2 protein-coding genes are annotated in these 1513 nt (G+C 48.4%); both read left to right on the plus strand.

The annotated features are described in order from the left end of the window. Positions 1-613: T6SS immunity protein Tli4 family protein (locus H8F23_RS28635; protein WP_267464156.1), on the plus strand; the 613-nt coding region annotated here is incomplete at its 5' end. Between the two features lie 146 nt (positions 614-759). Then, on the plus strand, positions 760-1513 hold a 754-nt coding region (locus H8F23_RS28640), incomplete at its 3' end, for a hypothetical protein (RefSeq protein ID WP_194936567.1).

A 1513-nucleotide genomic window follows, 5' to 3' on the forward strand; every position in this document is an offset into this window, starting at 1 on the left:
TCGTTTTGCCTTCGGCCAGCAGAGCGCCTATTCCAGACACAGAAGCTCGTTCGAAAAACTGCTTCCTGCCGCCCGTGATCTGCTAGCACGGTTCCGCACACGCGCCGAATTTGAGATACCCAAAGAGCCTGGCTTCTGCTTACCTTTCGGCTTCATCGCCGATGATGGCAAAGCCCACTACTCAATTACCATGGCTTGGCATCCCACTGACAACCCGAACTTGCTGTACAGCCTTAGTTTGAGTGATGACATCGGCAAAGCTTTTGACTTGCTGCCCATATTGACCACACCGATCATGGCCAACCCGTTCCCAAGCGCCGGCGTCATTCAAACCTTCGGGCCTTCAAAGGTGAAGATCGGTTCGCGCGAAGGACTTATGGGTGGCAAGTATTACAGACCCACTGATCCACAAGGCGATGAAAACTCTTCCACAGAACGCTTTGTCATAACCGCCGGAACGGCCAATAAAGGCTGGGAGCCTAGCCTAGTATTGAAAGCCGAGAATTATGCTTCAAAACAAGTCAGAACCTTTGAGCAGAGCAAGCAAGACTTCCTCAACATCCTGAAGAGCTTCCGCCTGCAACCTGGCATGGAAAAGCTGACCGGTAAGTGAAAGCAATTTTGCGGTGCGCAAATAGAGCAGATCTGTTCAATGTCCGACTTGGATAATCTGCTCAGCACCGCAGCAATTAGCAGTCGAACGAATACGCTATACAAGTCCCGTTAATGGCGATCAGCAACTGGATACGGAAGCCCCTGATGCATGCCACTCACTTCTTATATGCCTTATTTACGTCAGCGCTGATAAGTTCACTGATAGCGCAAGCCAGCACTGGAGAGTCTAAATCACAAACAGACTGCTTGGGGCGTTCGGTATTCGACATACAATCAGAAATAAAATGGCATTTGCTTAATGATCAATGGACTTATACTAACGGCACCAATTTCACCACCTACTCACCGGATATACGCTTGGCGGACAAGCAGCTCAGTTACGGCAGTGATCCAACAAATGATGCATACGGTCTAGTCACTATTGAAGTCTCACCTAAAACCGATTTAGAAACCTTTAACGAATTGGTCAGCAGCCATCGCCCAGACATAACCGTGGCAAAAGAACGTGTAGTAAAAAACAAAATCGACAAAATTTCAGAAATAATGACAGGAGACTTATCTCGCTCGGACCCCGCAAAATATAAATCACTGCAAAAGCAACGACTCGATCTCCGCAAAACATTAACCAGAATCAGAAAAGTAAGCACCGAACTCGTTGTGCTGGCGGACTTTATAAGTCAATTCAAAAGAGAAAACCGTCCCTACGAACATTTTGAAATTGAACTGGAAGACTACAAAAAAGAATTCGACACCTACCCCACGGACGATCTGTACGCCGAGCAGTCCGCCTTCGACTTCGGCATGCCAGACGCCTACGGCGCTCGCTATCCCGACAAACTCATCGTGCTCTTGTGGCGTGACGACCGAATCTATCGCTTCGCATTCGGCCAACAAAGCG

The organism is Pseudomonas neuropathica (assembly GCF_015461835.1).
GTDB lineage: Bacteria > Pseudomonadota > Gammaproteobacteria > Pseudomonadales > Pseudomonadaceae > Aquipseudomonas > Aquipseudomonas neuropathica.